Below are 25,398 nucleotides of genomic sequence, written 5' to 3' on the forward strand. Positions count from 1 at the left end.
CGCAAAGCCTTCGGTGGCAACGACACCCTCCGCGGGCGCGTCGGGGGATGTCCGCCGCGCACCTGCCGCGGTCGCTGGGCTGTGTCACCCCAAGTGTCACGGGTGCCACGTGGGCGGGCCTCTGTCACCGACTCGCCCTGGCCGCGTCGCGGTCTGGCGTCGACTTCCATCCTCCGTGCCGTCCGACGGGTGTCGGACCGGCGAGAACGTCGTCGGGTCCCTCTTGCCGACGTGTGCCGTCAGGAGCGACCGAGGCGAGTATCGCACATCGGCGGCTTCTTCACCGCTATGGCGCGGAGCGCAGCGGGTCGCCGATGACCCCGGTGAGCTCGTCCAGCGGCCCCTGCTCCAGCCGGGTGAGCAGGGGCGTGCCGGTGCCGAGCCCCTCGCCGTCGTCGGCGACCTTGGCCAGCGCACTCAGCACGTCGTCGGGCCGGACGGCGGGCACGCTGTGGCGCAGCACCAGCTCGAGCACCACCCCGGCGGGGCCGGGCTCGGCGACCAGCGAGAGGACCGCGCCGCGGGCGTCGAACTCCCGCAGGCCCTTCTTGGTCATCCTCTCGACCAGGACCTCCTCCTGGGCCAGGAAGCGTGCCACCAGGGGCTCGAGGTCGGCGGCGCCGGGCAGGCCGATGCGCCACCGGCTGCCGGTGAGCCGGTCGCTCAGCGACCCGCCCTCGGACTCCACCACGTCCAGCAGGTCCAGCCCCTCGGGCAGCGCCTCGTCGAGCTGGGCGAGCACGTCGGCCGGGTCGACCACCTGGGCGAGCGCGAGCTCGAGGTACTCCGCCTCGGAGGCCGCGCCGGTGGGCGAGGCGCCGGCGTAGGAGATCCGGGGGTGCGGGTTGAAGCCCGACGAGTAGGCCATCGGGATCCGGGCGCGGAAGACCGCGCGCTCGAAGGCACGGCTGAAGTCCCGGTGACTGGTGAAGCGGAGACGGCCACGCTTGGCGTAGCGGATCCGGAGTCGCTGGACGGGAGGGGCTTGCTGCTCGGGCTGCTCACGCACGCCGCACACCGTAGCCCGTCACGGCAGCGGAGCCGACTTCCGCTGCCTGGCGGTGTAGGCGTTCGTGATGCGCACCCCACCCAGCCATGCGGTGAGCCGCGCCGCCTCCGCCTCCAGCCGGGACCGCGCCTCACGGCCCACGTCGTCGTGGAGCACGACCTCGACCACGCCCTGCTCGTCCTGCACCCAGCAGCCGACGATCCGGCCGTCCCACCAGGCGGTGGTGGCGCCGTTGCCGGCACTGTCGTAGACCCGCGGGCGGACGCCGGGGGCGAGGTGGAAGTCGCGTCCCTGCCAGCCCATCGTGGTCGGGTCCAGGGTGGGCAGCAGCGCGGCCCAGGGCTCCACCGGCGGCACCGGGTCGAGGTCGTCGGGCAGCAGCCAGCCGACGGCGCCGTCCTCCAGCTGCACCTGGGCGGCTCCCACGGACGCGAGGGCACCGCGCACCGCACGCCTGGTCGCGCCCAGCCACCAGACCAGGTCGTCCTCGGTCCCGGGACCGAAGGTCCACAGCCACCGCCGCACCAGCTCGGCGTACCCCGCCTCTTCGGGCCACGGCTCCGGCCGCTCGCCGAGCCAGCGCTCCGCGGTGCACCAGGTGGGACGGTGCTGCCACCACGGGGCCCCCACCTCCCCGCCGTTGGGCCCGGACATGAGCGCCCCCTCGGCGCCCAGCACGGTGGTCACGGGCGTGGCCAGCCAGATCTGCACCGCCCAGCGGCCACGGCCCCTGGTGATCCGGGCAGCCAGCGCCGGGACCTCGCCGCGGAGCTCGGGGACCGACCGGGGCGCCGGCCGGGCGCGCAGGTGGTCCAGCGTCGTACCGCGCACGTCGGCGAACCACGCCTCCCCGTCAGCGGCGAGACCTGCCGCCTCGACGTCCTTGGCCAGGCGCCTGCGCTCGGCCTCCGCGACCCGGGCGGCCGCGCTGCCCAGGACCGCCGGGAGCAGGTCGCGCGGCAGCACCCACTTGGTCCGCCGCATCGCCAGCTGGCTGACCAGGGAGCGGTCCTCGCGCAGGGCGCGGTCGACCTGCTCGACCGTGAGCCCCTCCACCCGCGCCCACAGCGCCAGGTGCACGCTGGCGGCCTCGGTGGCGTGCAGCGCGGTCATCGCGGTGGCGGCGGCGACCGGGTCGGGAAAGCGCGCCGCCGGGGCCAGGCCGTGGCGGCGGGCCAGTCGACTGCGTCGTTCCACGTCCGTCACGGTGCGCACGGACCTATCATGTCCTGGACGTCCCAGAGTGCTCGGAGCCCGGATGAACCGCTGGAGTAGCACCCTGCCCTGGGTGCTGGCGGTGGCGCTGGGCACGGCCTGCGTCGCCGTGCTGGGCGTGCTGGCGCTCGACCCCACGCCGGGGCCGGCCCAGACCGCGCTCGAGGCGCTGACCGGCCAGGAGCAGCGGCCCGACCCCACCGACGCCGCCTGGACGGCCGCGCCGAGCGCGACCCCCACCACGTCGGGGCCGAGCCACGAGTCCTCGACCCCCGAGCCGACCGCCTCGCCCGCTCCGTCCCCGAGCGGGTCGCCCGGCCCCCGCCCCGGCGACCCCCGCACCGCTCCGGTCCCCGCGCCCACGGTGCGCCCCCCGCTCGAGACGCCCGCCGAGACGCCGGGGCGGATCTGCGTGCCGATCCCCCGGCTGACCCCGCTGAAGGTCCTCACCTTCAACATCCACGGGGGGCTCGGCCCCCGCGGCCGCGACCTGCCGCGGATCGTGGCGGAGATCCGCGCGTCGGGGGCCGACGTGGTGATGCTGCAGGAGGTCGACCGGTTCCGGCCGCGGACCGGCGCGATCGACATGCCCGCGGTGCTGGCCGCCGAGCTGGGGATGGAGTCCGCCTTCGCCCCCAACGTCCGCTTCCCGGGCCGAGCCGAGTACGGCGTGGCGACGCTCTCCCGCCTGCCCGTCCTGGAGACCGAGCACGTGCTCCTTCCCAACGACCCGGGCAAGGAGCAGCGTGGGGTGCTGCGCACCCGCATCTCGGTGGGACCGGAGGAGGTCGACGTCTACAACACCCACCTCGACCACACCTCGGACCCGCTGCGCCGGCGGCAGGCCGAGGCGGTGCGGGGCCTCGTCGAGCGGGGCGGCGCGCCCGTCGTGCTGGGCGGGGACTTCAACGCCTCGCCGGTGACGGCCCCCTACGGGACCATCACCTCGGCCCTCTCCGACGCCTGGGTCCAGGTGGGTCAGGGCCGAGGCCCGACCGCCGGCCGCGCCCCGGGCGCGAGGATCGACTACGTCTTCGTCCACGAGGCGGTGATCCCCCGGGCCGCCCGGGTGCTGCCGAGCACCGTCTCCGACCACGCCGCGGTCGGGGTCGACGTGCTGGTGGCCGGGATCAGCGGCTGCCAGTGGCTCTCCCGGCCGTTCACGCCGTAGCCGCCGGCTCGGGTCAGACGACGCTGAGCGGCAGCAGCTTCTGGCCGGTGGGCCCGATCTGGATCTCGGTGCCCATCTCCGGGCACACCCCGCAGTCGTAGCAGGGGGTCCAGCGGCAGTCCTCCACCTCGATGTCGGCGCCCTCGGCAGCAGCGAGGGCGTCCTCCCAGTCGGCCCAGAGCCAGTCCTTGTCGAGGCCGGAGTCGAGGTGGTCCCAGGGCAGGACCTCGTCGAGGTCGCGCTCGCGGGTCGTGTACCAGCCGACGTCGACGCCGGTGCCGGCCAGCGCCCGCTCGGCGCAATCCATCCAGCGGTCGTAGGAGAAGTGCTCGCTCCAGCCGTCGAAGCGGCCGCCGTCGCGCCACACCTCCTCGATGACCCGCCCGATCCGGCGGTCGCCGCGGGAGAGGAGCCCTTCGACGATGCCGGGCTTGCCGTCGTGGTAGCGGAAGCCGATGGCCCGGCCGAAGCGCTTGTCGGCGCGGACCACGTCGCGCAGCTGCTTGAGGCGCTCGTCGGTGGTCTCGTGGTCGAGCTGGGCGGCCCACTGGAAGGGCGTGTGCGGCTTGGGCACGAAGCCGCCGATGGAGACCGTGCAGCGGATGTCGTTGCGCCCCGAGACCTCGCGTCCCTTGGCGATGACCTTCTTGGCCAGCTCGGCGACCTGGAGGACGTCCTCGTCGGTCTCGGTGGGCAGCCCGACCATGAAGTAGAGCTTCACCTGCCGCCACCCGTGGGAGTACGCCGCCGCGACCGTGCGGATCAGGTCCTCCTCGGTGACCATCTTGTTGATCACCCGGCGCATCCGCTCGCTGCCGCCCTCGGGCGCGAAGGTGAGGCCCGAGCGGCGACCGTTGCGGGAGAACTCGTTGGCCAGCGAGATGTTGAAGGCGTCCACCCGGGTGGAGGGCAGCGAGAGCGAGACGTTGGACCCCTCGTAGCGGTCGGCCAGCCCCTTGGCCAGGTCGGCGATCTCGGTGTGGTCGGCACTGGAGAGCGAGAGCAGCCCGACCTCCTCGAAGCCCGACTTCCGGATGCCGTTCTCCACCATGTCGCCGATGGTCTTGATCGACCGCTCGCGGACCGGGCGGGTGATCATCCCCGCCTGGCAGAAGCGGCAGCCCCGGGTGCAGCCGCGGAAGATCTCCACCGAGAATCGCTCGTGCACCGTCTCGGCCAGCGGGACGAGCGGCTTGGCCGGGTAGGGCCAGGCGTCGAGGTCCATCAGGGTGTGCTTGCGCACCCGGGCGGGGATCCCCGGGCGGTTGGGCACGACCGCCTCGATCGCCCCGTCGGCGCCGTAGGTCACGTCGTAGAAGCGGGGCACGTAGACGCCGCCGCTGACCGCCAGCCGGCGCAGCAGCTCGTCCCGGCCTCCCGGGCGGCCCTCGTTCTTCCACTCCCGGACCACCTCGGAGATCGCGAGCACCACCTCCTCGCCGTCGCCCAGCACCGCGGCGTCGACGAAGTCGGCGATCGGCTCGGGGTTGAAGGCGGCGTGACCGCCCACCAGCACCACCGGGTCGTCCTCGCCCCGGTCGGCGGAGTGCAGCGGGATGCCGGCCAGGTCGAGCGCGTTGAGCATGTTGGTGTAGCCAAGCTCGGTGGAGAAGCTGATGCCGAAGACGTCGAAGGCGCGGACCGGGCGGTGCGCGTCGACGGTGAACTGCGGGATCCGGTCCTCGCGCATCACCTTCTCCATGTCGGGCCAGACCGCGTAGGTCCGCTCCGCCAGGATCCAGTCGCGCTCGTTGAGCACCTCGTAGAGGATCTGCACGCCCTGGTTGGGCAGGCCAACCTCGTAGGCGTCGGGGTACATCAGGGCCCAGCGCACGGTCTCGCCGCCCTCGGACGACGCCGCCGCGCAGTCCCACTCCTTGACGGTGGAGTTGAGCTCGCCGCCGACGTACTGGATGGGCTTGGAGACCGACGGCAGACGCGGCTCGAGCAGGTGGAAGACGGACGCGACGTCGCTCGACATCTCCGTGCGGGTGTCGGTGACGTGGGACATGGGGGTGAACCTCTCGGACGGGTGCGGCGATCCTGACAAGCCTACGTGGATTTCAAGGCGGGACCCCTACTGCGGCTAGGTTTGTGCCATGAGTGCCTCAACGGTCCACGGCCGTTTCAACTGGACACTCGCCGTCCCCCCGCTGGCCCTGGCCATGCTGGTCGCGACCTGGTCCCGGCACGAGCACTGGGCCGTGCTGGTGGCGCTGGCCGTGGCGCTGGTCGGTGCGGTGGTCGCCGCCGTGCACCACGCGGAGGTGGTCGCCCACAAGGTGGGCGAGCCCTACGGCTCGCTGATCTTGGCCGTCGCGGTGACGGTGATCGAGGTCGGCCTGATCGTGATGCTGATGACCAGCGGCGGCGCCGGAGCCAGCACGTATGCCCGCGACACGGTCTTCGCGGCGCTGATGATCACCCTCAACGGCATCGTCGGCCTCTCCCTGCTGGTCGGCGCCCTCAAGCACCACCTGGTCAGCTTCAACGCCTCCGGCACCGGCGCGGCCCTGGCCACGGTGATCACGCTGGCCGGCGTCACCCTGGTGCTGCCCGCCTTCACCACCTCGGGCGTCGGCCTGGAGTTCTCGGCCTCCCAGCTGGCCTTCGCGGCGGTCGCCTCCCTGGTGCTCTACGTCTCCTTCGTGCTCACCCAGACGGTCCGCCACCGCGACTTCTTCGTCCCCGTCTCCAGCGACGAGCTCGGGCGCTTCACCGGCCTGCTCGACGCCGACGACGACGACCACGCCGACCCGCCCTCCAGCCGGATCACGATGCTCAGTCTCGGGCTGCTGGTGGCCTCGCTGGTCGCCGTGGTCGGCCTGGCCAAGCTGCTCTCCCCCACCATCGAGGAGGGGGTCCGGGGCCTCGGCCTGCCCTACACCGTGGTCGGGGTGGTGATCGCGCTGCTGGTCCTCTCCCCCGAGTCCATCTCCGCGGTGCGCAACGCCTCCCGGGACCGGGTCCAGACCAGCCTCAACCTCGCCTACGGCTCCGCGATGGCCTCGATCGGTCTCACCATCCCGACGATCGCGCTCGCCATGATCTGGCTCGACGGCCCTCTCGAGCTCGGCCTGATGCCGATGCAGATGGTGCTGCTCGCCATCACCGTGGTGGTCTCGGTCCTCACCGTCGTCCAGGGCCGGGCCAAGACCCTGCAGGGCACGGTCCACCTGGTGCTGCTGGCCGCCTTCATCTTCTTGTCGATGAACCCCTGAGCCCCGGGCCCGGGACGCCCGGGCGCCGGAGCACGTGACCGGGACGTCTCCGACCCCCGGTACGCCCTAGCGCTTGGAGAGCGCCCGCGGCGGGGAGAGCACCCGGGTGGGCAGGCTGGTGCTGTTGCGCAGGTGCACGTTCTGCAGCAGGCCGACGGCCAGCAGCCCGGCGAACATCGAGGAGCCGCCGTAGGAGACGAAGGGCAGCGGCACCCCGGTGACCGGCATGATCCCCAGGCACATGCCGACGTTCTGGAAGGCCTGGAAGCCGAACCAGCAGGCGATCCCGGCCGCCGCCACCCGGCCGAACATGTCGTCGGTGCCGCCCGCGATCGCCAGCGCCCGCCAGATCACGGCCGCGGTCAGCAGGATCACCAGCCCGGCACCGAGGAGTCCGAGCTCCTCCCCCACGGCGGTGAAGATGAAGTCCGTGTGCTGCTCGGGCACGAAGCCCGACTGCGTCTGCGACCCGTCGAAGAGGCCCTGGCCGAAGAGGCCGCCGTTGCCGACCGCGATGCGGGCCTGCTCGGTGTTGTAGCCGGCCCCCCGCGGGTCCAGGTCGGGGTTGGTGAAGGCCATGAAGCGGGCGAGCTGGTAGTCCTTGAGCAGGCCCCCGCTCACCGCCACGGCCGCGGTCGCGATGCCGCCGACCAGCAGGCCGGCCAGCCACCGGCGCGGAGCACCGGCCACCGCCAGCACGCCGAAGACGGTGGCGGCCAGGACCAGCATCGTGCCGAGGTCGGGCTGGGACATGATCAGGGCCGCCGGCAGCCCGGCGATCAGCAGCATGCCGACCACGTCGACCGACCCCACCGAGCGCCGCCAGCTGCCCTCGGTGCGCTCGGCGACCAGCAGGGCCATCCCGACCACCACGGCCAGCTTGGCGAACTCCGAGGGCTGGATCGACATGCCGGCCAGCTGGAGCCAGGAGCGGGAGCCGTTGATCGTGGAGCCCATCGTGAGCACCAGGACGAGCCCGACGATCGAGGCGAGGTAGACCAGGGGGGCCAGGATCCGCACCCACCGATGGTCGGTGGCGGTGACGAGGATCAGCAGCACGACGCCGATGGCGACGTTGACCAGCTGCTTGCGCAGGTAGGCCGTGGAGTCGCCGCCGGTGAGCAGGTCACGGCTCCCGGTGGTGGACCACACCATCAGGGTGCCCACGACCAACAGGCCGGCCACGGCGAGCATCAGCACCCAGTCGAGGCCCGGCGCTCGCAGGGACCCCGCGACCCGGACGGATCCGGGCGCCCGCCCGCTCACCGCTTCCTCCGGGTGGGCGGCATGATCGTGCCGTCGGCCTGGAAGGAGGGCAGCCTCGCCGGCGGGACGACCCCGGGGATCGCCGCCTTGCGGGCGACGACCTGGTCGCCCTCGACGCCGTACAGCGTCTCCCAGACGGCCCGGACCGAGTCGCCGACGCTGCCGGAGCCGGTCCCGCCCTGGCTGATCATCATCACCACGGTGTAGTCCTCGGTGTAGGAGGCCACCCAGCCGGTGGTCTGCTTGCCGTAGACCTCCGCCGACCCGGTCTTGGCGCGGATCTGGACCTGGTCGAGGGGGAAGCCGATCAGCTTCCAGCTCATGGTGCCCCGGGTGGAGACCCCCTTGAGCGCCTCGTCGATGAAGGCGAGCTCCTGGCGGGAGGCCTTGACCCGGCCCTGGCGCTTCGGCGGGATCTTGCGCAGCACCGTGCCGTCGGGGCTGACGATGGCCTTGCCGACCCGCGGCTCCCACAGGGTGCCGCCGTTGCCGAGCGAGGCGTAGGCGCGGGCCAGCTGGAGGGGGGTGACGATCGTGTCGCCCTGCCCGATGGAGAAGTTCACCGCGTCGCCGGCGCGGTAGGCGAAGCCCTCCACGCAGAACTCGCGGGCGAACCGGTAGACGAAGTCGGAGGTCTCGGCGTCCTGGGGCTTGCCCGCGATGTCGCAGTAGTAGTCCTTCTGCGACTCGAAGTAGGAGCGCTTCCAGGCCCGGTCCGCGATCCGGCCGGGTGCCTCGCCGGGCAGGTCGATCCCGGTCTCGGCGCCGAAGCCGAAGTCCTTGGCGCCCTCCACCAGCGGGTCCCGGGCCTCGACGTCGGCCACGTCGGAGCCGAGCCGCTGCCAGTAGTCGTAGCCGATCCGGTAGAAGAAGGTGTTGCAGGAGACCTCGAGGGCCCGGGCGAAGCCGATGGTGCCGTGGGCGCCGGACTCGAAGTTCTTGAAGACCCGGTTGCCGACCTGGAACCCCGACGAGCACGGCAGCGTGCTGTCCATGCCGTAGCCGTTGCGCAGCGCCGCGGCGGTCATGAAGGGCTTCCAGGTGGAGCCGGGGGCGAACTGCCCCTGGGTGGCGCGGGAGAGCAGCGGGGTCCCCGCCTTCTCGGAGTAGAGGCGGGCGAGGTCCTCCTCGCTGATCCCCCCGACCCAGACGTCGGGGTCGTAGGTCGGCTGGCTGGCCATCGCCACGATCCGGCCGGTCTTCGTCTCCATCACCACCGCGGCCCCCGCGTCGGCCTCGTAGGGCCGGCCGGTGACCTTGTCGACCTGGGTGCGCTGGTAGGCGATGGAGCGGGCGAGCTCCCGCTCCACCACTCCCTGGACCTTGGCGTCGATGGAGGTCACCAGGGTGTCGCCGGGGGTCGCGGCGATCTCGCCGTCGTCGCCCAGGACCCGGCCCATCGAGTCGACCGCGACGCGGCGGTAGCCGGGCATCCCCCGCAGCCACGCGTCGTACTCGCGCTCCACGCCCGCGCGGCCCACCACCGAGGCGCCGTTGAGGGACCGGTCGTCGGCCTCGCTGGCCCGGTCGAACTCGGCCTCGGTGATCGGGCTGAGGTAGCCCAGCACGTGGGCCAGGTTGACCCCGTGCGGCCGGGGATAGGCGCGCACGTGCTGCTGCTCGGCGATCACCCCGGGGTAGTCCTCGGGCTGCTCGAGGACCCGCAGGGCCACCGACTGCTCCACGTCGGTCGCGACCGGCACCGGCTGGAAGGGCGAGCCGTTCCAGCAGACCCCGGCGACAGCCCCCTCCCGGCCGCAGTCGATCAGCTTGCGCTCGACCTGGACGGGCTTCTGCCCGACGACCGCGGCGACCCGAGCCACCAGCTCGTCGCGCTCGTCGTCGGCGAGCTTGGCCAGCACGCTTCGATCGACCGCGACCACCCAGGAGAGGCGGTTGGCGACCAGCGGGCGACCCATCGCGTCGACGACCAGGCCGCGCTGGGGCTGCACCACGATGTCGCGCACCGACTGGTCGGCCGCCTGGGCCTGGTAGCCCTCGCCGTCGATCACCTGGAGGTAGTAGAGCCGGACGAACAGGGTGGCGAAGAGGGAGAAGACCAGCGCCTGCACCACGATGAGGCGCAGCCGGCTCCGCTCGGACCCGGTGACGGCCATCAGGCGCTCGCCCTCTCCCGCGCCGAGACGCCCATCGCGCCGAAGAGTCGCATGGTGAGGGGCAGCACGAAGGGCGTCAGCAGCAGGTCCCACAGGACCGCGACACCGATCACCGCCAGGATCTCCGGGACCGTCCCCACCGGCTCGCCGAGGAGCAGGCCGGTGAGCGCGAAGACCGAGGTGCCGACGAACGAGCAGGCGGCCACGCAGGCCAGCACGACGGGGGTCGTCGGGCGCGTGTCCTGGCGGACCCGGGCGGCCACCCAGGCCACGATCACCAGGGCCAGCGCCCACCGCCCGGCGACGTGGTCGGCCGGCGGGGCCAGGTCCAGGAGCACGCCGGCGAAGAAGCCCAGGGGCAGCGCGAAGGACGCGCCGCGGGTCAGGCCACCGGCGACCACCACCAGCAGGACCAGGTTGGGGACCACCCCCTGCCACGCCAGGTGCGGGAAGAGCGAGACCTGGAGGGCGAGAGCCAGGACGACGGCCAGCAGCCCGCCGAGGGCGCGGGTCGGGTTCATCCGATCCTCCCGTCGGCCTCGACCAGGGCGCGGTCGCTGGCGGTGCCCTGCGGCACGACCACGCCGACCACGTCGAGCGCGGAGAAGTCGACGAACGGCTCGATGACCGCCCGCTGGGACTGCTCCCGGACGCTGGCGAAGACGTCGGTCACCCGCCCGACCGGGACGCCGGCCACGTAGGGCCCGGCCCCGTCGCTGCCCCAGGTGACCACGGTGTCGCCCTGCGCGGGCACCACCTTCTGGTCGACCAGCTCGAGGTCGAGGGTCTCCTCGTCACCGCCGCGGAGGAAGCCCAGCTCCATCGAGGAACCGAGACGGCCCCCCACCACCGACTCCGCGTCGATGACCAGCAGCACGGTGGCGTGCCGGGCGGTGACCCGGACCACCCGCCCGACGAGGCCGTCGTTGTTGACCACCGTCATGTCGGGTCGCAGCCCGGCGTCGGCGCCGGCGTCGAGGGTGACCGTCCGGGTGAAGGACTGGGCGGGCCCGTAGGCCACCACCCGGGCGGGCACCAGGCTCCGTCCCAGGTCGGCGGCGGCCGCGGTCAGCCCCTCGAACTGGGCCAGCCGGTTGCGGTCGAAGTCACCGGTGGCGACCTGCCCGCGGAGCGCTGCGTTCTCGGCCTCGAGCTCGCGCAGGTCGCGGCGCAGGTCGTCCTTGTCGCGGAACCAGGCGGGGACGGCGGTGAAGGGACGCACCACCGCCGAGGTCACCGACTCCACCGGGGCGAAGGCCTCGCCGACGCCGGCGCGCAGGTGCTCGACGGGCGAGTCGTCACCGGTGGACTGGTCCAGCGTCATCAGCGTCGCGGCGGCCAGCACCAGGGCGACGAGCGTGGAGCGTGGCGGACGGGACCCCTCGTCGAGGCCGCGCCAGCGGCGCTCCCGGTCGAAGGGCGCCATCATCTCCTCCGGGGGTCCGAGACCAGGACCTGCTGGAGCGCCTCGAACTCCTCCACGCACCGCCCCGCCCCGAAGGCGACGGACTCCAACGGGTGCTCGGCCACGTGCACCGGCATGCCGGTCTCGTGACGCAGCCGCTCGTCGAGGCCGCGCAGCAGGGCGCCGCCCCCGGTCAGCACGATCCCGCGGTCCATGATGTCGCCGGCGAGCTCGGGCGGAGTCTGGTCGAGGGTGGCGCGGACCGCGTCGACGATGTCGACCACCTGCTCCTCGAGGGCGTGGCGCACCTCGGAGCTCGAGACGACCACCGTGCGCGGCAGCCCGGAGACCATGTCGCGGCCGCGGATCTCGGCCTCGGGCTCCTCCGGCAGCGGGAAGGCGGAGCCGAGGGTCATCTTGACCTCCTCGGCGGTGCGCTCCCCCAGCATCAGGGAGTACTCCTTCTTCATCCAGGCCATGATCGCCTGGTCGAGGTCGTCACCGGCGGTCCGCACGCTGAGGCTGGTCACGATCCCGCCGAGCGAGATGACGGCCACCTCGGTGGTCCCGCCGCCGACGTCGACGACCATGTTGCCGGTCGCCTCGTGGACCGGGAGGCCCGCGCCGATCGCGGCCGCCATGGGCTCCTCGACGATGTAGACCCGGCGTGCCCCGGCCTGGTAGCCGGCCTCCTTGACCGCCCGCTGCTCCACCGCGGTGATGCCGCTGGGCACGCAGATGACCATCCGGGGCTTGGCGAAGTAGCGCCGCCGGTGCACCTGCTGGATGAAGTAGCGCAGCATCTGCTCGGTGGCGTCGAAGTCGGCGATGACGCCGTCCTTGAGCGGGCGGATGGCGGCGATGTTGTCCGGGGTGCGGCCGATCATCCGCTTGGCCTCGTGCCCGACGGCGAGCACCTCGCCGGTGCTGGTGTTCATGGCCACGACGCTGGGCTCGTCGAGGACGACGCCCTTGCCGCGCACGTAGACCAACGTGTTGGCAGTGCCGAGGTCGACCGCCATGTCGCGGCCGATGACGCTGTTCGCCATGCGCAGGTGCCTTCACTGATCGTCACTGGGGAAGGGCCACGCGTGACGGAGGTGGCCTCGACTCAGCGTAGGGAGAAGGCAGCACCGATCACGGCAGGACACGCGCGCGGGGCGGCACCGCCGCGCCGCGCGGTGCCGGCGCGGCTCAGCCGGCGAGCTCGGGGAACCAGATCGCGATCTCGCGCTCCGCCGAGGCGGTGCTGTCGGAGCCGTGGACCAGGTTCTCCCGGTTGGACATCGACAGGTCGCCGCGGATGGTGCCGGGGGCGGCGTTGCGCCCGTCGGTGGCACCGTTGAGCGCGCGCACCACCTCGACGGCGCCGTCGCCCTCGAGCACCAGCGCGACCAGCGGCCCGCTGGTGACGAACTCGCGCAGCGCCGGGTAGAAATCCCGCTCCACGTGCTCGGCATAGTGGGCGTCGGAGACGGAGGCGTCGATGGTCCGCAGCTCCATCGCGACCACGGTGAGGCCCTTGGCCTCGTATCGGGACAGGATCGTCCCCGCCAGGCCGCGCTGGACGGCGTCGGGCTTCAACAGGACGAGAGTGCGCTGGGTCATATGACCAGCGTAACCACCGACACCGGAACCGGACCCACGGCGTGGGCGTCGGGGCCCTCAGCCCTGGGGGTCGCCCGCCCGGTAGGCCGCCCAGGCCTCGGCGCGCTCCCGCTCGATCTTGCGGCCCAGCCAGTCCGCCGCGCCCCACAGCGCGGCGAAGATGCCGCCCAGCGCGAACATCATGGGGATCACGAAGCCCAGGCCCACCGCCGCCACCTGGACCACCCACCCGGCCTTGTAGGCCCACTCGGCACGCAGCATCCCGGCCAGCAGCAGCGAGACCACCGCCAGGCCCAGCCCGACCGTCAGGGCGGTGCCGACCGGCACGTCGGCGATGGTGACCATCACCGGCGTGGTGAGCCCCAGGGCGATCGCCTCCAGGCCCAGCACGGCGGCGCACATGCCGCGCCGCGGCGAGCGCTCGGTGTTCGGGGCGGCGGGGGTGGGGGTCTCCTCGCTCACGCCTGCTCCCCCGGCCAGTCGTCCTGCCCGTCGTGGCCGTCCTGGCCGTCCTGGCCGTCGTGGCCGTCGTGGCCGTCGTGGCCGTCCTGCCCGTCCTGGCCGTCCTGGCCGTCGTGGCCCTCGTGGCCGTCACGACCGTCGAGGTCCCCGAGATCGTCCGGGTCGTCGTGGAGGTCGAGGTCGTCCAAGTCGTCCAGGACCGACGGGCCGACGCCCGCCAGCCGTCGGTAGCCCGCCGGCCCGTCGCGCCGGGGGCCGCTGCGGGGCACGGCCGGCTTCAGCATCGCCCGCGCCTCCCCCACGGTGACCACGGAGCCGGTGACCAGCACCGCTCCGGCGCCGACCGAGTCGCCCAGCTCCTGGCCGACCTCGGCCAGGGTGGCCGCGCGGTCGATCGCGTCGGCCAGTCGGGGCACCACGGTCACCCGGTCCTCGCCGAAGACCTGCACCGCCACCTCGCCGAGCGTCTCGGCGCGCATCGCCCGCGGGGTCGAGGCCTGGGTGACCACCAGGTGGGCCAGGTGCGGCTCGAAGGCCGCGAGCATCCCCTCGTAGTCCTTGTCGCCCATCACGCCGATGACGCCGATCAGCGGCGAGAACGCGAAGGAGTCCTCGAGCGCGGCCGCGGTCGCCTCGGCGCCGTGGGGGTTGTGGGCGGCGTCGAGCACGATCGTCGGCGAGCGTCGGATCACCTCGAGCCGGCCGGGCGAGGTGACCTCGGCGAAGGCCGCCCGGACCAGCTCCTCGTCCAGCGGGGAGTCACCGAGCAGCGCCTCCACGGCCGCCAGCGCGACCGCGGCGTTCTGCGCCTGGTGAGCGCCGTGCAACGGCAGGAAGACGTCGTCGTACCGGGCGCGGAGGCCCTGCAGGGAGAGCATCTGGCCGCCGACCCCGGGCACCCGGGAGACGACGCCGAAGTCCACCCCCTCGCGGACCACCGTGGCACCGACCTCGGACGCCCGCCCCAGCAGCACGGCCGCCACCTCGGGGGTCTGCTCGGCGAGCACGGCGGTGCTGCCCGGCTTGATGATGCCGGCCTTCTCGACCGCGATGGAGACGGCGTCGTCGCCGAGGTACTGGGAGTGGTCGACCGCGATCGGCAGCACCACCGCCACCTGTGCCTCGACCACGTTGGTGGCGTCCCAGGAGCCCCCCATCCCGACCTCGACCACGGCCACGTCGACCGGGGCGTCGGCGAAGGCGGCGAAGGCCATGCCGACGACCGTCTCGAAGAAGGAGAGCGGGTGGTCGGCGTCCGCGTCGACGAGGTGGGTGTAGGGGGCGACGTCGTTGAAGGCGCGGACGAATGCCTCGTCGCTCAGCGGCTCGCCGTCGAGGCTGATCCGCTCGGTCATCCGCTCCACGTGCGGGCTGGTGAACCGGCCGGTGCGCAGCTCGAGGGTGCGCAGCAGCGTGTCGACCATCCGGGAGGTGGAGGTCTTGCCGTTGGTGCCGGTCAGGTGCACCACCTGGTAGGCGCGCTGGGGGTCGCCGAGCAGCTCGGTGAAGGCCTGGATCCGGTCGAGCGACGGCTCCAGCCTGGACTCGGGCCAGCGCGAGAGCAGGGCGTCCTCTGCCTCGGCGAAGGTCTCGGCGGGGCGGGGCTGCGCAGACTCGGTCATGATGGGCCGAGTCTATGGCCTGGCCCGCAGGGCGCTCAGCCCGCCAGCCCTGCGAGGTTGACCATGTCGACCACCGGCTCGTAGCCCAGCCGTTCGTAGACGGCGTTCGAGGTCGGGTTGGCCTGGTCGGTGAACAGGCAGGCCCGCCACCCGTCGGCGAGGATCCGGCGGGAGACCTCGGCCACCGCCGTGCTGGCGTACCCGCGCCCACGCTGCTCGCCCGGGGTGTAGACCGGCCCCACCCGGGCCACCCCGAAGGCCGGCGGGTTGGCCCCGGTCAGGTGGACCACCTCGCCGTCGTCCTCCCAGAGCCAGACCCGGCCCGCCGCGATCCGGCGCCGCACGGAGGCCAGGTCCTCCCCGAGGTCGTGGTGGCTGCCCACGGGTCGACCCGCCTGCGCGTCGGCGTCCGCGGCGAACGCCTCGATCCAGGCCAGGCAGAGCGCCGCCTCCTCGGGGCGGGCCGCCCGCAGGCGTCCGGACGCCGGTCGGGCGGGCGGGACCAGGACCCGCAGCTCGAAGAGGCGGGTGTGCTGCTCGACCACCACGCGGCCGCCGGCCAGCCGCGCGGTCTCGTCGGCGAAGGCGCGTACGGCGGGCAGCGCCCCGTTGGCGCCCCGCACCTCCTCCCCCCGTGCGTGCAGGGTCCGGGCCAGCTCCCGCGCCGCGGCTCCCGGCATGGGCAGCACGAACAGCGGCCGGGGCGCGAACCGGGCGGCCCGCATCGCCGCGCCGGTGACGGCGCCCGCCTCGTCGCGCGCCACGACGTACCAGCTGCGCGGGTCCTGAGGGACCCCGTCGGCCACCTCGGCGGCCGCGCGGGCGGCGAAGGTGGCCACCACCGTGCTCACCACCGGCTCCGCCGCCAGGTGGTCGCTGGCCGCGGCCAGGAACGCCGCGGGGTCGTGGTGGAACTCCAGCCGTGTCATGCGCCGAGGGTAGGTGCCCCGCCCACCACCGGGAACTCGTTTAGCCGACACCGAGGCGCCCTCCTAGACTTCGCCGTATGACTGAGAACCAGACCCCCGACCTGTCCCCGACGACGCCCGCACCGCGGGACGTCGTCGTACCGGACAAGCCGGCGCTGGAGGGTCTGGAGGCCAGGTGGTCGCAGCGGTGGAAGGACGACGACACCTACCGCTTCGACCGCACCCAGCCGCGCGAGAACGTCTACTCCATCGACACCCCGCCGCCCACCGTCAGCGGGTCGCTGCACGTGGGCCACGTCTTCTCCTACACCCACACCGACCTGATCGCCCGCTACCAGCGGATGACCGGCAAGAGCGTGTTCTACCCGATGGGCTGGGACGACAACGGCCTGCCCACCGAGCGCCGGGTGCAGAACTACTACGGGGTGCGCTGCGACCCCTCGCTGCCCTACGACCCCGACTTCACCCCGCCGGAGAAGCCGGACCCCAAGCGTCAGGTCCCGGTGAGCCGGCCCAACTTCGTCGAGCTGTGCGACCAGCTGGTCCAGGAGGACGAGAAGGTCTTCGAGTCGCTGTGGCGCACCCTGGGCCTCTCCGTGGACTGGAACCACCAGTACACGACCGTGAGCAAGCCGGCCCAGGTGGTCAGCCAGCGCGCCTTCCTGCGCAACTTCGCCCGGGGCGAGGCCTACCTGCAGGAGGCCCCCACGCTCTGGGACGTGACCTTCCAGACCGCGGTCGCCCAGGCCGAGCTCGAGTCGCGTGACTACGCCGGCGCCTACCACCGCGTGGCCTTCCACCGGCCGGACGGTGAGACGGTGGAGATCGAGACCACCCGACCCGAGCTGATCCCGTCGGTGGTCGCGCTGGTCGCCCACCCCGACGACGAGCGCTACCAGCCGCTCTTCGGCACCACCGTCACCTCCCCCGTCTTCGGGGTGGAGATCCCGGTCCTGGCCCACCCGGCCGCCGAGATGGACAAGGGCGCCGGCATCGCCATGAGCTGCACCTTCGGCGACCTGACCGACGTCACCTGGTGGCGCGAGCTCCAGCTGCCGGTGCGCACGGTGATCGGTCGCGACGGCCGCTTCACCCGCGAGACCCCGGAGTGGCTGGGTGCCGCGGCCACGGCGTACGCCGAGCTCGCCGGCAAGACGGTCTTCTCCGCCCGGGAGGCGATGGTCGCGCTGCTGCGCGAGAGCGGCGACCTGATCGGGGAGCCGAAGCCCACCCAGCGGATGGCGAACTTCTACGAGCGGGGCGACAAGCCGCTGGAGATCGTCTCCACCCGGCAGTGGTACATCACCAACGGCGGCCGCGACGAGGACCTGCGCACCGAGATGCTGGAGCGGGGCCAGGAGATCACCTGGCTGCCCGAGCACATGAAGCACCGCTACGACAACTGGGTCCGCGGCCTCAACGGCGACTGGCTGATCAGCCGCCAGCGGTTCTTCGGCATCCCGTTCCCGGTCTGGTACCCGCTGGACGCCGAGGGCGAGCCGGACTACGACCACCCGCTGCTGCCCAGCGAGGCGGAGCTGCCGATCGACCCGTCCACCGACGTGCCCGGCGGCTACGAGGAGTCGCAGCGGGGCAAGCCCGGCGGCTTCGTCGGCGACCCGGACGTGATGGACACCTGGGCGACCTCGTCGCTGACCCCGCACATCGCGGGCGGCTGGGGCACCGACGACGACCTGTTCTCCCGGGTCTTCCCGATGGACCTGTGCACCCAGGGCCACGACATCATCCGCACCTGGCTCTTCTCCCGGGTGGTCCGCTCCCACTTCGAGAACCACGTCACCCCGTGGTCGCACGCGATGCTCTCGGGCTGGATCCTCGACCCGGACCGCAAGAAGATGTCGAAGTCGAAGGGCAACGTCGTGGTGCCCACCGAGATCCTCGAGAAGTTCGGTGCCGACGCCGTGCGCTGGCGCGCCGCGCTCGCCCGGCCGGGCCTGGACTCCCCCTTCGACGAGACCCAGATGAAGGTCGGACGCCGGCTGGCCATGAAGGTGCTCAACGTGGCGAAGTTCGTCCTCGCCGGCGTGGGCGCCACCGACCCCAACCCGGTCACCGTCTCCGAGCCGGTCGACTGCGCCCTGATGGGCCGGCTGGCCCAGGTGGTGCGCACCGCGACCGAGGCGTTCGAGAAGTACGACTACACCACTGCCCTCGAGGTCACCGAGCGGTTCTTCTGGGAGTTCTGCGACGACTACGTCGAGCTGGTCAAGGAGCGCGCGTACGACGAGGACGGCGGCGCCGCGACCGGGTCGGCCCGGGCCGCGCTCGCGGTCGCGCTGCACGTGCAGCTGCGGCTCCTGGCGCCGTTCCTGCCGTACGTGACCGAGGAGGTCTGGTCGTGGTGGCGGGAGGGCTCGGTCCACACCCAGGCGTGGCCCACCCCGCTCGAGCTCGGCTCGGCCGCGGCCTCCGACCCGGAGTCGCTGACCGGCGTCGCCGCCGCGCTGGCCGGGGTGCGCGGGGTGAAGTCGAAGGCCAAGGTCTCGATGCGCCACGAGCTCTCCAGCGTCATGGTGACCGGACCTGCGACCCTGGTCTCGGGTGCCGAGTCGGCAGCCGGCGACCTGCGCAGGGCCGGCAAGATCACCGGCGACCTGGCCTTCGTGGTCGACGAGGGCGCACAGGAGATCCGCGTGGAGGCCGAGCTCGCGCCCGTCCCGGAGGACTGAGCGAGCGGCTGCTGCCGCCGCACCCCCCGGTTGCGCCGGTGCGCACACCTGCCGCCCCGGCCGGTGTGCGCCCGGTCAGCCTCGACCGGGGCTCTGGGGGCCCCGCGGTGCCGCGTGACCCGGTGCGCCCGGGGTGGCGGGGGTGGACTGGGCCCCCCGCGGGAGCTGGGGCGACGCAGCGGCCGGCAGCGGCTCCGGCCGCCCCCCGGGAGGCGTTGACCGGCCCCGTCCTGCCGTGGGCGGGGGCGTGGGGGGCACCGGGCCGGCCGGGTGCGGGGTGGGCACGGGGCTCACCGGGGCCGCGGGGGTCACCGGAGGCGCCGGAGCGACCGGGGTCACGGGGGCCTGCACCGCCGGCGCCGGGCCCTTCCCCCGGTGGCCGTGCTTGCCTGCCGGGACGGCTGGCGCGAGGCCGGGCGGAGCGGTGACCGGCTTCCTGACGACCGGCGGCGCCGACTGGGGCGCCTTGGGTCCCTCCCCGGGCCGCTGGACCGGCGGGGTGGTCGGCGGGACCGTGGGCGGGGTGGTCGGCGGGACCGTGGGCGGTTCGGTCGGCGGGGTCGTCGGCGGGGTCGTCGGCGGGGTCGTCGGCGGAGTCGGAGGGACCGCGGTGGGGTCCGTCGGGACCGGCGTCCGCGGCTCGAACCGCCGGGGCGCCGGTGGCGTCGCTGCGTGCCCCCGGGTCTCGGCCGGGGAGGAGACGGCGGGTGCGGCAGGCTGGCCGACCGTCGCGCGCGATCCCTCACTGCGCGTGGCCGGACGCAGCAGAACGGAGACGTCCGTCGGGGCGTGGGCATCGGGCTCGCCCGCCGCCGGCCGACCGCCGTCCACTCCGCGGTCGGGAGCGCCGTCCGGGCTCCACAGCTGGCCCGTCACCGGGCCCGGCAGCGCGCGGAGCACCCCGACGATCGCCTCGCTGCGGATCGCGTGGCCCAGGAAGAGGGCGCACAGCACCGCGACGGCGATGAAGGCGAACAACGGCCTCTTGTGCTCGGCGCTCATGGCAGAGTCCTGTTCCTCCCGAGTGGATCCGACCCGTCAAGTGTGCGACGCGGAGCGGGGTCCCGGGGGGCAAAAGGACCAAATGGTCACAAGTGACTACCCAGCCTGCCCCGAGTGGGTCAGGCCGTCGCGAGACCCACGGCCCCCCGGGGGGCAGAAGGGCCGTGGCTCAGGCCGAGCGCTTCTTCTTCTCCGGCTCGCGGATCACCAGGGTCGGAGCCACGTCCTCGCGCACGACCTCGTTGGTCACGATGACCTTCGCGACGTCACCGCGCGACGGCACGTCGTACATGACGTGGAGCAGGACCTCCTCGATGATGGCGCGCAGCCCGCGGGCCCCGGTGCCACGCTCGAGCGCCTTCTCGGCGATCGCGGCGATCGCGTCCTCGGTGAACTCCAGCTCGACCCCGTCGAGGTCGAAGAGACGCTGGTACTGCTTGACCAGCGCGTTGCGGGGCTCGGTGAGGATCTGGACCAGCGCCTCGGTGTCCAGCTTGCTGACGCTGGCGATCAGCGGGAGCCGGCCGATGAACTCGGGGATCAGGCCGAACTTGGTCAGGTCCTCGGGGCGCACCAGGGCCATCAGGTCCTCGGCCTCGCGCTCGGCCTGACCGCGCACCTCGGCGGTGAACCCCAGCGACTTCTTGCCGACGCGCTGCTCGACGATGTGCTCGAGCCCGGCGAAGGCACCACCCACGATGAAGAGGATGTTGGTGGTGTCGATCTGGATGAACTCCTGGTGCGGGTGCTTGCGCCCGCCCTGGGGCGGGACCGACGCGGTCGTGCCCTCCAGCATCTTGAGCAGGGCCTGCTGCACACCCTCGCCGGAGACGTCACGGGTGATCGAGGGGTTCTCCGCCTTGCGGGCCACCTTGTCGATCTCGTCGATGTAGATGATGCCGGTCTCGGCCTTCTTGACGTCGTAGTCGGCGGCCTGGATCAGCTTGAGCAGGATGTTCTCGACGTCCTCGCCGACGTAGCCGGCCTCGGTCAGCGCCGTGGCGTCGGCGATGGCGAAGGGGACGTTGAGCATCCGCGCCAGCGTCTGGGCCAGGTAGGTCTTGCCGCAGCCGGTGGGGCCGATGACCAGGATGTTGGACTTCGCGACCTCGACGACCTCGTCCTTGTGGTGCTTGCCGGCGGTGCCGCTCAGCCCGGACTGGACGCGCTTGTAGTGGTTGTAGACCGCGACCGCCAGGGACTTCTTGGCGTGCTCCTGGCCGATGACGTAGGAGTTGAGGAACTCGAAGATCTCCTTGGGCTTGGGCAGCTCCTCGAGGCCGACCTCGGTGCCCTCGGCCAGCTCCTCCTCGATGATCTCGTTGCACAGCTCGATGCACTCGTCACAGATGTAGACGTTCGGGCCGGCGATGAGCTTCTTGACCTGCTTCTGGCTCTTCCCGCAGAAGTTGCACTTCAACAGGTCGCCGCCGTCACCGATGCGTGCCACGGGCGATCATCCTCCGGTTCGGCCGGGCGGACCCGGCGTGGTGCTGCTGAAACTCCTTGACGGTACCCCGTGCCCGCCCCTGTCGGGGGCGGGACACGGAGACCGACGTGACTGTGTCCGGACCGCTCGTCAGCCGAGAGCGAGCGCGCTCGAGCGCGGAGCGAGCACCGAGTCGATCAGACCGTAGTCGACCGCCTGATCGGCGGTGAGGATCTTGTCGCGCTCGATGTCTCGACTCACGGTCTCGATGTCCTTGCCGCTGTGCTCGGCGATCATCTTCTCCAGCAGCTCGCGCATGCGGAGGATCTCGTTGGCCTGGATCTCGATGTCGGAGGTCTGGCCGAACGTGCCCTCGGTGTAGGGCTGGTGGATCAGGATGCGGCTGTTGGGCAGCGCCATCCGCTTGCCCGGCGTGCCGGCGGCCAGCAGGATCGCGGCGGCCGAGGCGGCCTGGCCCAGGCAGACGGTCTGGACGTCGGGCTTGATGAACCGCATCGTGTCGTAGATCGCGGTCAGGGCCGTGAAGGAGCCACCCGGGGAGTTGATGTAGATCGAGATGTCCTGGTCGGGGTTCATCGTCTCCAGGCAGAGCAGCTGCGCCATCACGGCGTTGGCCACGTCGTCGGAGATCGGCGAGCCGAGGAAGATGATGCGCTCCTCGAAGAGCTTCGCGTAGGGGTCGATCCGGCGGAACCCGTAGGAGGTCCGCTCCTCCCACTGCGGGATGTAGTAGTTCATCGATCAGTCCTTGTCGGAGTCGGTGGAGTGGGCGGGACGACCCTCGTCGGCGGCCTCGCGGGCGCTCTTGATGACCTGGTCGACCAAGCCGTAGTCGCGGGCCTGGTCGGCGGTGAACCACCGGTCGCGGTCCGCGTCGGCCTCCACCTGCTCGACGCTCTGACCGGTGTGCTGGGCGATGAGCTCGAGCAGCACCTTCTTGATGTGCAGCGACTGCTGGGCCTGGATCTTGATGTCCGAGGCGGAGCCGCCCATCCCGGAGGACGGCTGGTGCATCATGATGCGCGCGTGCGGGAGGGCGTAGCGCTTGCCCTTGGTGCCGGCGCAGAGCAGGAACTGACCCATCGAGGCGGCCAGGCCCATGCCCACGGTCGCGACGTCGTTGGGGATGTAGTTCATCGTGTCGTAGATCGCCATCCCCGCGTCCACGGAGCCACCGGGGCTGTTGATGTGGAGGAAGATGTCGGCCTCTGGGTCCTCCGCGGAGAGCAGGAGGAGCTGCGCGCAGATCGCGTTGGCGTTCTGGTCGCGGACCTCGGAGCCGAGGAAGACGATCCGCTCCTTGAGGAGCCGCTGGTAGATGTGGTCGTCGAGCCCGTAGGAACCGCCGCCGTTCATCTGCGGCGTCGTCTGGGAAGCGCTGGAGTTCGGGTTCACGCCAGTGACACTAGCCCGTGGCCCCGACAGTTCCACGCGTTATCCACGCCTGTTCGCCCACAGCGCACAGCGGCCCGGACCGTGGGTCCGCGCCGCTGTACCCGCGTGTCGGCCCCGGCGGGGTGCGGCCGGGGCCCGTCCCTCCCCCGGCGCCTCAGCCGACCAGGTGGTTGCCGAAGAAGACGCAGGCGGGCGCGTCGTTGCGGTAGCCGATCCACACGCTGACCACCTCGCCGGCCGCCGTCACGAACTCGGCGGTCGCCGAGCCCAGCCCGTCACCGGCATCGGCCTCGAAGGTGAGCCCGGCGGCGCTCAGGTTGGCGGACCCGTTGGTGCGCAGCGCCTCGTTGTTGTCGATCGCGGTGGTCCGCAGCACCCCGCCGGGCACGGAGGAGGCCGCCAGGAGCCCGGGCACGCCGCCCCCGCACGAGGCGGTGACGGTGAACCCTCGGTCGGAGACCAGGGTGACCGGTGCACCGTCGGGCGCCACCCGGGCGACGAACTTCTTCACGTCCAGTCCCCCGACCTTGCCGGCGTTGGCGGCGTTCTGGGCGTTGGTGGCCATCGTGGCGTTGTCGGCCAGCGCCGCCCGGTCAGCCAGCGCCGCCCGGTCGGCCAGCGCCGCCCGGTCGGCGGTCAGGGCCCTGGTCGCGGTCTCCGCACTCCGGGCGGAGGCCACCGACAAGGTCGGCGCCTCGCGCTTCAGGACCTGGGCCGCCTGGCGGCGCGCGATCTTCGTGGCCAGCTTCTTCACGGCCTTCGTCTCGGCCTTCGAGAGGGGCGGCGCAGCCTGGTGGCGCTCCGCGCTCTGCGACGAGCCCGCGGTGGCGTTGCTCCCCCACGCCACGCTCAGTGCCAGCACGGCCACCGCCAACCCGGCGACGCCTCGGTTGTTCCTCATCATCATCTCGATCCTCGTCCTCGGCTCCGTGATGGTTCTCCGTCAGGCCGGGAGCCACAGGGCGTGGCGGAGTCCGCACGAGAGAAGGCGGATCCTCCTTTGTAGACCCAGGATCAACGCCTTCGCATCCGTAGTCCTGCGTATTGCCAGGTGCGGACAACGGGAAACGCCCCGCCGACGACCTGGTGGTCGCCGACGGGGCGTTCGGGAGGACGAGGGTGGCTCAGGCCTTCTCGGAGTCCTCGGAGTCGGTCTCCGAGCCGGACTCGGCGGCCGGCTCCGAGTCGTCGGCCTCGTCGGCGGGCTCGCCGAGGGTGCCGTCGGGACGCAGGTTCTTCAGGTCGACCACGTTGCCGGAGGCGTCCTTGACCTCGGCCGACTCCACGACCCGGGCCAGAGCCTTGCCGCGCAGGATCTCCTGCACCAGGTCGGGGATGTGGTTGTGCTCGAACATGTGGTTGGCGAACTCCTGCGGGTCCTGGCCGGACTGCTGGGCGCGCATCACCATGTGCTGGGAGAGGTCGTTCTGGTCGACCCCCAGCTCCTCCTTCTTCGCGATGGCGTCGAGGACGAACTGGGCGGTGATCGCGTCGCGGACCCGGCGCTCGAGGTCTGCCTCGAACTCCTCGGTGGTCTGGCCCTCGTCCTCGAGGTACTTCTCCATCGTCATCCCGGCGTAGACCAGCTGCTGCTCGATGTTCTGGCGACGCGCGTTGAGCTCGTCGGTGACCAGGGTGTCGGGCAGCGGGATGGAGACCTTCTCCAGCAGGGCCTCGAGGACGGCGTCGCGCGCGGCGGCGGCCTGCTCCAGACGCTTGCCGCGGCCCAGGCGCTCACGCACGTCGGCGGTGAGCTCCTCGACGGTGTCGAACTCGGAGGCGAGCTGGGCGAACTCGTCGTCGAGCTCGGGCAGCTGCTGCTCCTGGACGCCGGTCACCGTGACCGTGACCTCGACGTCGAGGCCGACCAGGTCACCGCCCACCAGCTGGGAGGAGAAGGTCTTCTCGTCGCCGGCCGCCATGCCGACCAGCGCCTCGTCCAGGCCGTCGAGCATGCCGCCGCGACCGACCTTGTAGGACATGCCGGAGACCTCGCCGCCCTCGACGGTCTCGCCGTCCTGGTCGGCGCGCAGGTCGATGGTGACGAAGTCGCCCTCGGCGGCGGGGCGCTCGACGTCGACCAGGGTGCCGAACCGCTCGCGCAGCGCCTCGACCTGCTCCTCGACGTCGGCGTCGGAGACCTCGGTGTCCTCGACCTCGGCCGAGACACCCTCGTAGTCGGGCAGGTCGAACTGGGGCTTCACGTCGACCTCGGCGGAGAACTCGATCAGCTCGTTGTCCTCCAGGCGCGTCACCTCGATCTCGGGCTGGGCCAGCGGCTCGAGGTCGTGCTCCTGCATCGCCTCGATGTACTTGGCGGGCACCACCTGGTTGATCGCCTCGTCGAGGACGACACCGCGGCCGACCTGGCGGTCGATCACGGCCGGCGGGACCTTGCCGCGCCGGAAGCCGGGGACGTTGATCTGCTGGGCGATCTTCTTGTACGCCGCGTCGAGGCTCGGCTTGAGCTCCTCGAAGGGCACCTCGACAGTCAGCTTGGCCCGGGTCGGGCTCAAGTTCTCGACGGCGCTCTTCACAGGTGTTCTCCTTCATCGGTGGTACGTGGTCGTCGTGTGGAAGTCGGGGCGACAGGACTCGAACCTGCGGTCTCCTGCTCCCAAAGCAGGCGCGCTAGCCACTACGCTACGCCCCGCCAAGTGCCCTCGGCCTTGCCGGTCAGGGGCTCCTTGGAGCGGATGACGGGAATCGAACCCGCGTAATCAGTTTGGAAGACTGAGGCTCTACCATTGAGCTACATCCGCGTGCACGCCTCACGGAGGGCTCGCCGCCGCGGAAATGCGCGCTGCCATGGTGCCACACGCCGCCCCCCGATCCG

Annotated in this window: 20 protein-coding genes and 2 tRNA genes; 3 read left to right on the forward strand and 19 right to left on the reverse strand. The window is 72.3% G+C overall.

From position 1 onward, the window contains the following. Window positions 1–286 precede the first annotated feature (286 nt). Entirely contained in the window at window positions 287–1,009 is a 723-nt protein-coding gene (locus AC4BGE_RS01905) for a TIGR03936 family radical SAM-associated protein (protein ID WP_490569771.1), read from the reverse strand. Window positions 1,010–1,027: 18 nt separating this feature from the next. Beyond that, complete coding sequence (locus tag AC4BGE_RS01910; RefSeq protein WP_490574177.1) at window positions 1,028–2,224, reverse strand: winged helix DNA-binding domain-containing protein; 1,197 nt, start codon at window positions 2,222–2,224, stop codon at window positions 1,028–1,030. Between the two features lie 43 nt (window positions 2,225–2,267). Here AC4BGE_RS01910 and AC4BGE_RS01915 point away from each other — a divergent pair, with 43 nt between their 5' ends. After that, the gene (locus AC4BGE_RS01915) at window positions 2,268–3,395 is read left to right on the forward strand and encodes an endonuclease/exonuclease/phosphatase family protein (protein WP_490574178.1); all 1,128 of its coding nucleotides are present in this window, start codon (window positions 2,268–2,270) and stop codon (window positions 3,393–3,395) included. 13 nt (window positions 3,396–3,408) lie between these two features. On the opposite strand, the gene AC4BGE_RS01920 is transcribed toward AC4BGE_RS01915, so the two are convergent. Further along, window positions 3,409–5,376, reverse strand: a complete 1,968-nt coding sequence (locus tag AC4BGE_RS01920) for a TIGR03960 family B12-binding radical SAM protein (protein WP_490574522.1) — start codon at window positions 5,374–5,376, stop codon at window positions 3,409–3,411. Window positions 5,377–5,494: 118 nt separating this feature from the next. Here AC4BGE_RS01920 and AC4BGE_RS01925 point away from each other — a divergent pair, with 118 nt between their 5' ends. After that, window positions 5,495–6,616 (forward strand): calcium:cation antiporter, encoded by a 1,122-nt coding sequence (locus AC4BGE_RS01925; RefSeq protein WP_490569768.1) that lies wholly within the window; start codon window positions 5,495–5,497, stop codon window positions 6,614–6,616. A gap of 66 nt (window positions 6,617–6,682) precedes the next feature. On the opposite strand, the gene rodA is transcribed toward AC4BGE_RS01925, so the two are convergent. The 9 genes from rodA to AC4BGE_RS01970 all read right to left on the reverse strand — a co-directional run bounded on the left by rodA (window position 6,683) and on the right by AC4BGE_RS01970 (window position 16,025). Next, a complete protein-coding gene (rodA, locus tag AC4BGE_RS01930; RefSeq protein ID WP_490569767.1) occupies window positions 6,683–7,882 on the reverse strand; it encodes a rod shape-determining protein RodA in 1,200 nt (399 codons plus the stop codon). Continuing rightward, window positions 7,879–9,999 (reverse strand): penicillin-binding protein 2, encoded by a 2,121-nt coding sequence (mrdA, locus tag AC4BGE_RS01935; RefSeq protein WP_490574179.1) that lies wholly within the window; start codon window positions 9,997–9,999, stop codon window positions 7,879–7,881. The genes rodA and mrdA overlap by 4 nt, the downstream gene beginning before the upstream one ends. Beyond that, window positions 9,999–10,520: a rod shape-determining protein MreD gene (gene mreD, locus AC4BGE_RS01940; RefSeq protein WP_490569765.1), complete on the reverse strand. Its 522-nt coding sequence runs from the start codon at window positions 10,518–10,520 to the stop codon at window positions 9,999–10,001. Before mreD ends, mrdA begins: the two co-directional genes overlap by 1 nt. Continuing rightward, window positions 10,517–11,428, reverse strand: a complete 912-nt coding sequence (gene mreC / locus AC4BGE_RS01945) for a rod shape-determining protein MreC (RefSeq protein ID WP_490574180.1) — start codon at window positions 11,426–11,428, stop codon at window positions 10,517–10,519. Before mreC ends, mreD begins: the two co-directional genes overlap by 4 nt. Next, on the reverse strand, window positions 11,425–12,453 hold the full coding sequence (locus AC4BGE_RS01950; RefSeq protein ID WP_490569763.1) for a rod shape-determining protein: 1,029 nt from the start codon (window positions 12,451–12,453) through the stop codon (window positions 11,425–11,427). Before AC4BGE_RS01950 ends, mreC begins: the two co-directional genes overlap by 4 nt. 145 nt (window positions 12,454–12,598) lie before the next feature. Then, complete coding sequence (gene ndk, locus AC4BGE_RS01955) at window positions 12,599–13,012, reverse strand: nucleoside-diphosphate kinase (RefSeq protein ID WP_490569762.1); 414 nt, start codon at window positions 13,010–13,012, stop codon at window positions 12,599–12,601. A 57-nt stretch (window positions 13,013–13,069) separates the two neighbouring features. Beyond that, window positions 13,070–13,474 (reverse strand): DUF4233 domain-containing protein, encoded by a 405-nt coding sequence (locus AC4BGE_RS01960; RefSeq protein WP_490569761.1) that lies wholly within the window; start codon window positions 13,472–13,474, stop codon window positions 13,070–13,072. Next, on the reverse strand, window positions 13,471–15,096 hold the full coding sequence (locus AC4BGE_RS01965; protein ID WP_490574181.1) for a bifunctional folylpolyglutamate synthase/dihydrofolate synthase: 1,626 nt from the start codon (window positions 15,094–15,096) through the stop codon (window positions 13,471–13,473). The genes AC4BGE_RS01960 and AC4BGE_RS01965 overlap by 4 nt, the downstream gene beginning before the upstream one ends. A gap of 35 nt (window positions 15,097–15,131) precedes the next feature. Next, window positions 15,132–16,025, reverse strand: coding sequence for a GNAT family N-acetyltransferase (locus tag AC4BGE_RS01970; RefSeq protein WP_490574182.1), 894 nt, complete (start codon window positions 16,023–16,025; stop codon window positions 15,132–15,134). Between the two features lie 77 nt (window positions 16,026–16,102). On the opposite strand from AC4BGE_RS01970, the gene valS reads away from it, so the two are divergent. Then, the gene (gene valS / locus AC4BGE_RS01975) at window positions 16,103–18,715 is read left to right on the forward strand and encodes a valine--tRNA ligase (protein ID WP_490574183.1); all 2,613 of its coding nucleotides are present in this window, start codon (window positions 16,103–16,105) and stop codon (window positions 18,713–18,715) included. 1,171 nt (window positions 18,716–19,886) lie between these two features. Here the strand turns inward: valS and clpX are convergent. The 7 genes from clpX to AC4BGE_RS02010 all read right to left on the reverse strand — a co-directional run bounded on the left by clpX (window position 19,887) and on the right by AC4BGE_RS02010 (window position 25,324). Beyond that, complete coding sequence (gene clpX, locus AC4BGE_RS01980; protein ID WP_490569757.1) at window positions 19,887–21,167, reverse strand: ATP-dependent Clp protease ATP-binding subunit ClpX; 1,281 nt, start codon at window positions 21,165–21,167, stop codon at window positions 19,887–19,889. Window positions 21,168–21,296: 129 nt separating this feature from the next. Continuing rightward, complete coding sequence (locus AC4BGE_RS01985; protein WP_490569756.1) at window positions 21,297–21,905, reverse strand: ATP-dependent Clp protease proteolytic subunit; 609 nt, start codon at window positions 21,903–21,905, stop codon at window positions 21,297–21,299. A gap of 3 nt (window positions 21,906–21,908) precedes the next feature. Next, a complete protein-coding gene (locus AC4BGE_RS01990; protein WP_489967098.1) occupies window positions 21,909–22,523 on the reverse strand; it encodes an ATP-dependent Clp protease proteolytic subunit in 615 nt (204 codons plus the stop codon). 193 nt (window positions 22,524–22,716) lie between these two features. Beyond that, window positions 22,717–23,463, reverse strand: coding sequence for a hypothetical protein (locus AC4BGE_RS01995; RefSeq protein ID WP_490574184.1), 747 nt, complete (start codon window positions 23,461–23,463; stop codon window positions 22,717–22,719). A gap of 223 nt (window positions 23,464–23,686) precedes the next feature. Beyond that, window positions 23,687–25,099: a trigger factor gene (gene tig, locus AC4BGE_RS02000; RefSeq protein ID WP_490569754.1), complete on the reverse strand. Its 1,413-nt coding sequence runs from the start codon at window positions 25,097–25,099 to the stop codon at window positions 23,687–23,689. Window positions 25,100–25,142: 43 nt separating this feature from the next. After that, a tRNA-Pro gene (locus AC4BGE_RS02005) sits at window positions 25,143–25,215 on the reverse strand. 35 nt (window positions 25,216–25,250) lie between these two features. Then, window positions 25,251–25,324, reverse strand: a tRNA-Gly gene (locus AC4BGE_RS02010). Between the last annotated feature and the right edge of the window lie 74 nt (window positions 25,325–25,398).

It is taken from the genome of Nocardioides sp. Z50_6, assembly GCF_058215755.1.

What these genes read in the sequence shown, in the direction of transcription:
- AC4BGE_RS01915 (WP_490574178.1), top strand. Translation starts at nt 2,268, where the DNA reads ATGAACCGCTGGAGTAGCACCCTGCCCTGGGTGCTGGCGGTGGCGCTG.
- AC4BGE_RS01920 (WP_490574522.1), bottom strand. Translation starts at nt 5,376, where the DNA reads ATGTCGAGCGACGTCGCGTCCGTCTTCCACCTGCTCGAGCCGCGTCTG.
- AC4BGE_RS01925 (WP_490569768.1), top strand. Translation starts at nt 5,495, where the DNA reads ATGAGTGCCTCAACGGTCCACGGCCGTTTCAACTGGACACTCGCCGTC.
- mrdA (WP_490574179.1), bottom strand. Translation starts at nt 9,999, where the DNA reads ATGGCCGTCACCGGGTCCGAGCGGAGCCGGCTGCGCCTCATCGTGGTG.
- mreD (WP_490569765.1), bottom strand. Translation starts at nt 10,520, where the DNA reads ATGAACCCGACCCGCGCCCTCGGCGGGCTGCTGGCCGTCGTCCTGGCT.
- mreC (WP_490574180.1), bottom strand. Translation starts at nt 11,428, where the DNA reads ATGATGGCGCCCTTCGACCGGGAGCGCCGCTGGCGCGGCCTCGACGAG.
- AC4BGE_RS01950 (WP_490569763.1), bottom strand. Translation starts at nt 12,453, where the DNA reads ATGGCGAACAGCGTCATCGGCCGCGACATGGCGGTCGACCTCGGCACT.
- ndk (WP_490569762.1), bottom strand. Translation starts at nt 13,012, where the DNA reads ATGACCCAGCGCACTCTCGTCCTGTTGAAGCCCGACGCCGTCCAGCGC.
- AC4BGE_RS01965 (WP_490574181.1), bottom strand. Translation starts at nt 15,096, where the DNA reads ATGACCGAGTCTGCGCAGCCCCGCCCCGCCGAGACCTTCGCCGAGGCA.
- AC4BGE_RS01970 (WP_490574182.1), bottom strand. Translation starts at nt 16,025, where the DNA reads ATGACACGGCTGGAGTTCCACCACGACCCCGCGGCGTTCCTGGCCGCG.
- valS (WP_490574183.1), top strand. Translation starts at nt 16,103, where the DNA reads ATGACTGAGAACCAGACCCCCGACCTGTCCCCGACGACGCCCGCACCG.
- AC4BGE_RS01985 (WP_490569756.1), bottom strand. Translation starts at nt 21,905, where the DNA reads ATGAACTACTACATCCCGCAGTGGGAGGAGCGGACCTCCTACGGGTTC.
- AC4BGE_RS01990 (WP_489967098.1), bottom strand. Translation starts at nt 22,523, where the DNA reads ATGAACGGCGGCGGTTCCTACGGGCTCGACGACCACATCTACCAGCGG.
- AC4BGE_RS01995 (WP_490574184.1), bottom strand. Translation starts at nt 23,463, where the DNA reads ATGAGGAACAACCGAGGCGTCGCCGGGTTGGCGGTGGCCGTGCTGGCA.